Origin of the sequence: Enterobacter sp. 120016, assembly GCF_018383635.1 — a bacterium.
In the GTDB taxonomy this organism is placed as follows: Bacteria; Pseudomonadota; Gammaproteobacteria; order Enterobacterales; family Enterobacteriaceae; genus Enterobacter; species Enterobacter asburiae_D.
Window position 1 is genome coordinate 62314 of record NZ_JAHAWC010000020.1, and the last position, 6868, is coordinate 69181.

General features: G+C 50.9%; 4 protein-coding genes. All 4 read left to right on the forward strand.

Annotated features, from left to right (window positions below):
- The gene (gene yidC / locus KIF87_RS20705) at positions 1-1644 is read left to right on the forward strand and encodes a membrane protein insertase YidC (protein ID WP_213330464.1); all 1644 of its coding nucleotides are present in this window, start codon (positions 1-3) and stop codon (positions 1642-1644) included.
- A gap of 72 nt (positions 1645-1716) precedes the next feature.
- Positions 1717-3081 (forward strand): tRNA uridine-5-carboxymethylaminomethyl(34) synthesis GTPase MnmE, encoded by a 1365-nt coding sequence (gene mnmE, locus KIF87_RS20710; RefSeq protein ID WP_023333930.1) that lies wholly within the window; start codon positions 1717-1719, stop codon positions 3079-3081.
- A gap of 204 nt (positions 3082-3285) precedes the next feature.
- Positions 3286-5346, forward strand: coding sequence for a type VI secretion system Vgr family protein (locus tag KIF87_RS20715; RefSeq protein WP_213330465.1), 2061 nt, complete (start codon positions 3286-3288; stop codon positions 5344-5346).
- 653 nt (positions 5347-5999) lie between these two features.
- Entirely contained in the window at positions 6000-6761 is a 762-nt protein-coding gene (locus KIF87_RS20720; RefSeq protein ID WP_213330466.1) for a DUF4123 domain-containing protein, read from the forward strand.
- Positions 6762-6868: the final 107 nt, after the last annotated feature.

Below are 6868 nucleotides of genomic sequence, written 5' to 3' on the forward strand. Positions count from 1 at the left end.
ATGGATTCGCAACGCAATCTTCTTATCATCGCTTTGTTGTTCGTGTCTTTCATGATCTGGCAGGCATGGGAGCAGGATAAAAATCCTCAACCCCAGCAGCAGACCACGCAGACTACGACCACCGCAGCGGGTAGCGCCGCCGACCAGGGCGTACCGGCCAGTGGCCAGGGGAAACAGATTACGGTTAAGACCGATGTGCTTGAGCTGACAATCAACACCCGTGGTGGTGATGTTGAGCAGGCGCTGCTGTTGACCTACCCGAAAGAGCTGAAGTCTAACGAACCGTTCCAGTTACTGGAAACCACGCCTGAGTTTATCTACCAGGCGCAGAGCGGCCTGACCGGTCGTGATGGCCCGGATAACCCGGCTAACGGTGCGCGTCCACTGTATACCGTCGAGAGCGACACCTTTGTGCTGGCTGATGGTCAGAACGAACTCGCAATCCCGATGACGTATACCGACGCCGCAGGCAACACCTTCACCAAAACCTTCACCCTGAAACGCGGTGAATATGCGGTGAACGTGGGCTACAGCGTACAGAACGCCAGTGAGAAACCACTGGAACTGTCGACCTTTGGCCAGCTGAAGCAGTCCATCAATCTGCCGTCTCACCGTGACACCGGAAGCAGCAACTTTGCGCTGCATACCTTCCGTGGCGCGGCGTACTCCACGCCAGACGCGAAGTATGAGAAATACAAATTCGACACCATTGCCGATAACGAAAACCTGAACGTCAGCGCTAAAGGCGGTTGGGTGGCAATGCTGCAGCAGTATTTCGCTACTGCGTGGGTACCAAATAACGACGGTACCAACAACTTCTATACCGCGAACCTGGGTAACGGTCTTGCAGCCATCGGCTACAAATCTCAGCCGGTTCTGGTTCAGCCGGGTCAAACCGGTAAGATGGCAAGCACCCTGTGGGTCGGCCCGGAAATTCAGGACAAAATGGCCGCTGTTGCGCCGCACCTGGATCTGACCGTCGACTACGGTTGGTTGTGGTTCATCTCTCAGCCGCTGTTTAAGCTGCTGAAGTTCATCCACAGCTTCCTGGGTAACTGGGGCTTCTCCATCATCGTTATCACCTTCATCGTTCGTGGCATCATGTACCCGCTGACTAAAGCGCAGTACACCTCCATGGCGAAGATGCGTATGCTGCAGCCGAAGATTGCGGCGATGCGTGAGCGTCTGGGCGATGACAAACAGCGTCAGAGCCAGGAAATGATGGCCCTGTATAAAGCAGAGAAAGTAAACCCACTGGGTGGCTGCTTCCCGCTGCTGATTCAGATGCCAATCTTCCTTGCACTGTACTACATGCTGATGGGTTCCGTTGAGCTGCGCCACGCGCCGTTCGCCCTGTGGATCCATGACCTGTCCGCACAGGACCCGTACTACATCCTGCCGATCCTGATGGGCGTGACGATGTTCTTCATCCAGAAGATGTCGCCGACCACCGTGACCGACCCGATGCAGCAGAAGATCATGACCTTTATGCCGGTCATCTTCACCGTGTTCTTCCTGTGGTTCCCGTCAGGTCTGGTGCTGTACTATATCGTCAGCAACCTGGTGACTATCATCCAGCAGCAGCTGATTTACCGTGGTCTGGAAAAACGTGGCCTGCATAGCCGCGAAAAGAAAAAGTCCTGATTCGGTAAGTTAACGCTAAAATAAGGGCGGTCGATTGACCGCCTTTTTTATTTGTATTGAACGAGACCAACCATGAGCCATAACGACACTATCGTCGCCCAGGCAACCCCACCGGGACGCGGTGGTGTAGGCATTCTGCGCATCTCCGGCCTGAAGGCGCGCGAGGTGGCCGAAGCGGTGCTGGGTAAACTGCCAAAGCCGCGCTACGCTGATTACCTGCCGTTTAAGGACACCGACGGCACGCCGCTGGACCAGGGCATTGCCCTGTGGTTCCCCGGCCCGAACTCCTTTACCGGCGAAGACGTGCTGGAGCTGCAGGGCCACGGCGGCCCGGTTATCCTCGACCTGCTGTTAAAACGTATTCTGACCCTGCCTGGCCTGCGCATTGCGAAGCCGGGCGAGTTCTCCGAGCGTGCTTTCCTCAACGACAAGCTCGACCTGGCGCAGGCAGAAGCGATTGCAGACCTGATCGACGCCAGTTCCGAACAGGCGGCACGCTCCGCGCTTAACTCGCTGCAGGGTGCATTCTCCGCGCGCGTGAATCATCTTGTGGAAGCACTTACTCACCTGCGGATCTACGTGGAAGCGGCTATCGACTTCCCGGACGAGGAGATTGACTTCCTCTCTGACGGTAAAATCGAAGCGCAGCTCAACCAGGTGATGAACGATCTCGACGCCGTTCGCGCCGAAGCGCGCCAGGGCAGCCTGCTACGTGAAGGGATGAAGGTGGTGATTGCCGGACGCCCTAACGCCGGGAAATCGAGCCTGCTGAACGCCCTGGCGGGCCGTGAAGCGGCGATCGTCACCGACATTGCCGGCACCACCCGCGACGTGCTGCGCGAGCATATCCACATCGACGGAATGCCGCTGCATATTATCGACACAGCGGGCCTGCGCGATGCCAGCGACGAAGTTGAACGCATCGGTATCGAACGCGCCTGGCAGGAGATTGAGCAGGCCGACCGCGTGCTGTTTATGGTGGACGGCACCACGACCGACGCCGTGGACCCGGCTGAGATCTGGCCGGACTTTATCGCCCGCCTTCCGGCTAAGCTGCCAATCACCGTAGTGCGTAACAAAGCGGACGTCACCGGCGAAACGCTGGGCATCAGCGATGTGAACGGTCACTCACTGATTCGCCTGTCGGCGCGTACCGGTGAAGGCGTTGACGACCTGCGTAACCATCTCAAGCAGAGCATGGGCTTTGATACCAGCATGGAAGGCGGCTTCCTGGCGCGTCGTCGTCACCTGCAGGCGCTGGAAGAGGCGGCGAACCACCTTGTTCAGGGTAAAGCGCAGCTGATCGGCGCGTGGGCGGGCGAGCTGCTGGCGGAAGAGCTGCGTCTGGCGCAGCAGAATCTAAGCGAGATCACCGGGGAGTTTACGTCGGACGATCTGCTGGGAAGGATCTTCTCGAGCTTCTGTATCGGTAAATAATTGGAAACCACGCGTATTTAACTTATACGCGTGGTTTTTGAAAATTCATTCATCGAATTAGCCTTATTAAGTTAATTAATACACCCACCAAATATTAAATAAAAAAGTCCACAAACACGCTATTAATTAATTGCGCAAGTAGGTATATAATAAATTCCTCACCATATATTTATTCATGCAGTGAATTATAAACAAGGATTTATTATGTTTAAATCCACAGGCCTTTATTTCACTTGTCAGGTTGGCAACCTTTCAGATGACACCCTGGCAGTTACCGATTTTTCAATGACAGAAGGGCTCTCCGAACTCTTTACCCTTTCAGTCACATTAGCCAGCACACGTAACGACTTCAACGTTCACGAGTATTTACTCCAGCCTGTTTCGTTTACCATTACGGTCGATGGCGTCGATCAGAGAATAATTAATGGTGTTGTTAGCGCTTTCGAACAAGGGGATACGGGTTTCCACCGAACTTATTATTACCTCACCGTGAGACCAGCGCTTTGGGTCCTGAGCCTAAACCAGGACAGCCGTATTTTTCATAAAAAGTCGGTCCCGCAATTGCTTGATGAGTTAATTCAGCCTTTCTGCGTTCAGGGTCGCAATCTGATGATGAAAGAAAGTCATCCGGTTCATGAATACGTTACCCAAAAACGTGAATCTTCATGGGAATTTTTCAACCGACTGGCTTCCCAGGAAGGAATTACCTACTGGTTCGATCAGGAAGGCCTCTGCTATAGCGACTGCCGTCTGGCAATGCATAATGTTACAACACTGGCCTATAACCCACATCCGGCATCGTCACTACGTGACAACATTGTTTCCCGGTGGCGGGCAGGCGCCGCAATGCAGCCGCTGGAAACTATCCATAAAGACAGAAACTACCACAACCCAGCGAATCCTATGCGCGCCAGTTGCGCATCCGCAGATAAGACCGGTAGCGGCACAATGTACTCAGCTTTTGAAAGCTATGGTCGCTTTCAGGAGGATGGCGAAGGCCGCTCTACGGTTCAGTATCGAATGGATCGTTTTGAGACCGGAATGCGTACAGGCTGTGGTCGCACCAACTGCGCTCTGTTAATGCCCGGAGCCATTTTTACACTTGAAGATCACCCAGCAGACGCCATGAATGGCGATTGGCAAGTAATTACAACACAGATGCAGGGAAAAATGCCAGAGGCTGCAGAGGAAGAGGGAAGCGGCGGCGGCACCACACTCATTTGCGATTTCACGTTTATCCCAGGTAACACCCAATGGCGTCCGCCTTATCGTTACAAACCGTTGGCGGATGGTGACGAAGTGGCGACGGTTGTCGGTCCAGAAGGCGAAGAGATTTACGTTAATGAGGACGGCTGCGTCCGGGTTCACTTTCACTGGGACCGCTATAATCCAGCCGATGAAAATGCCTCTTGTTGGATCCGCGTAGCGCAGGGCTGGAACGGAAGCGGATTCGGTATGATGGCAATTCCCCGCGTTGGCCAGGAGGTGATTGTCTCTTACCTCAACGGAGATATTGATCGTCCTATCATCACGGGTTTCACCTATAACGGTATTAACCGTCCTCCCTACGAACTGCCGACTAACAAAACGAAAATGGTGATTCGCAGTAAAACCCATAAGGGGGACGGCTATAACGAGATTTCATTTGAAGATAACACTGGTCAGGAGCAGCTTTTCCTGAGAGCTCAAAAAGACCTGATGGGCCGCGTAGAGAACGACGCACAGTGGCATATCGTACGCGATCAGCACATCAAAATTGAACGAGACCAGATCACCGAACTGACACGCGATCGTCACGAGAGCATATCAGGGGAATGGCGTAGCAAGGTGGAAGGTGAAGTGTCCCAGGAAATGGGGCGTAGTCTGAACCAGAAAGTCGCGAAGTCACTTATCAGTGAGGCAGGACAAGAGATCCACTATAAAGCGGGAAGCAAGGTGGTGATTGAAGCCGGTATGGAGCTCACACTGAAAGCAGGCGGCATGTTCCTGACCATCAATCCTTCCGGTATATGTATGACAGGGCCGGTACGAATCAATGGTGGAGTTGCTGGCAATGGCTCTGCGCTGCGGTTATTGCGTCCTGGGGTAACGCTGCAGATCCCGCAATCTCCAGCACTGTCTCCTGCCCAACTGGAAACATTCCAGGCTGAGGCACCGTACTGTGAAGAGTGCGAAAAGTGCAAGGATGGTCTTTGCGATATTAGTAAAAGTTCACCTCATGATGAGGTTGCTCAGCACGCTCAATCTAGTCAAAAAAAGCGATGAAAAAGACTCAATTATTACGCTAATCACTGCTTATAACTCTCAACTTTTTGGAGCAGTGACTTTTGGAGATCATTCAGATCTACATGTTTCAATATCAGAAAAAGATCAGATAAAGGCGTATTTATTTGATCCCGGTGGGAGTTATTTGGAAGGACGAAGAGGTTCTGGTGCAATTTTTAGTGAAACAGCTTTATAGCAATGGGGCAAGATTATGTACATTAATTTAATATTAATTTTCATAGCGCAAATGATATTGATACTAAACATGGAATTTATATATCTTTTCACAAAATCTTCACAATATTGCTTTTCCTATGCCACCATATTTAACACATTTATCTTCCTGTTTATTTTTTTATTCTTAAAAACCAATCTAATCACAAAAAAAGCAATAATTTTACTTCCATTGACCTTTGGGATTGGCCTTTTTACAGGGATGATATCACACTATTTATCTGGAATGTACTTCAAGAGATATCAAGTAAATTATGGGGTTTTATTACTTTCCAGAGACTACATGACTATATTCCTGACATCATGGGGCTGGGCAACCCTCCCATTATTAAGCATTCCCATTAGAAATTTAAAGAAAACCTTCAGTAAAAAGGAACTTTAAACGAAAGAGTTTAGCAACATAGATGAAGGGATAAGAAATGGATGACAATTCAATGTGTATTCAACAGTGGTTAAATTCATCATGGGTGCCGGGATCTTCTCTCTGGGCGATTGTCACCAGGACCAATGGTGCTCCGGGTCTTAAAGCCTGGTACGAACTCGATGGCTCTGCAACGCCAGCTGGACTTTACAGGGGCACCGCATATGAGCAATGGCATGCCGTTCAGCCTCTGCTGATTAAGGTCGGGCGCTACAGCCCTTTCCTGCAGTGGGTAGAAAAAACAGATTCCTCACTCTGGGGATGGTTAGCCATCTCTCATTTAAATGAAAAAACCATTACCGATCATTTGCGCGCCCTTACACAAATAATTTTACCTGATGGTAACAACGTTTTTTTTCGCTACTGGGACGGCCGCTTTCTGCTTACGCATATTTCATGGTCGCTTAAGGAATGGCAGAAAGTTTTGCCTGTCTTTAGCAGCTATTGGATCAACGGAACGACAGTGGATACCGAGGTCAACTCAGATATCCCTGTTCGCCATTCTCCATGGTGGAAAATTCCTCAGGGGCTTATTGATTTACTGAACAATCAACACTCTCCGGCTGCGGTCGCCAATGTCGTCCAGTGGCTAAAGGAAACAAACCCGGCTCTTTACGCGCAATATTCGCCCCAACAGATTACTCATAAAATAGCGCTGCTTTACGGCCATGTTCATTCGCTCTCCCTCAGCAAACAAGACCAAAGCGAGTTACTTAAAAAGACTCTACTGGCTGACCTTTCTCCTCTCACTCACGGATGACATATATGGGCGCGGAAATCCTGCTTGCCGGCTATGTCGCTGGTATTGAGACCGAGCTTTCTCTTTTTAAAAACAATGAACTTATCACTCAGGAGTACCGGCAGTTC

Coding starts and splice junctions, on each gene's coding strand:
- mnmE (WP_023333930.1), top strand. CDS start 1,717: ATGAGCCATAACGACACTATCGTCGCCCAGGCAACCCCACCGGGACGC.
- KIF87_RS20715 (WP_213330465.1), top strand. CDS start 3,286: ATGTTTAAATCCACAGGCCTTTATTTCACTTGTCAGGTTGGCAACCTT.
- yidC (WP_213330464.1), top strand. CDS start 1: ATGGATTCGCAACGCAATCTTCTTATCATCGCTTTGTTGTTCGTGTCT.
- KIF87_RS20720 (WP_213330466.1), top strand. CDS start 6,000: ATGGATGACAATTCAATGTGTATTCAACAGTGGTTAAATTCATCATGG.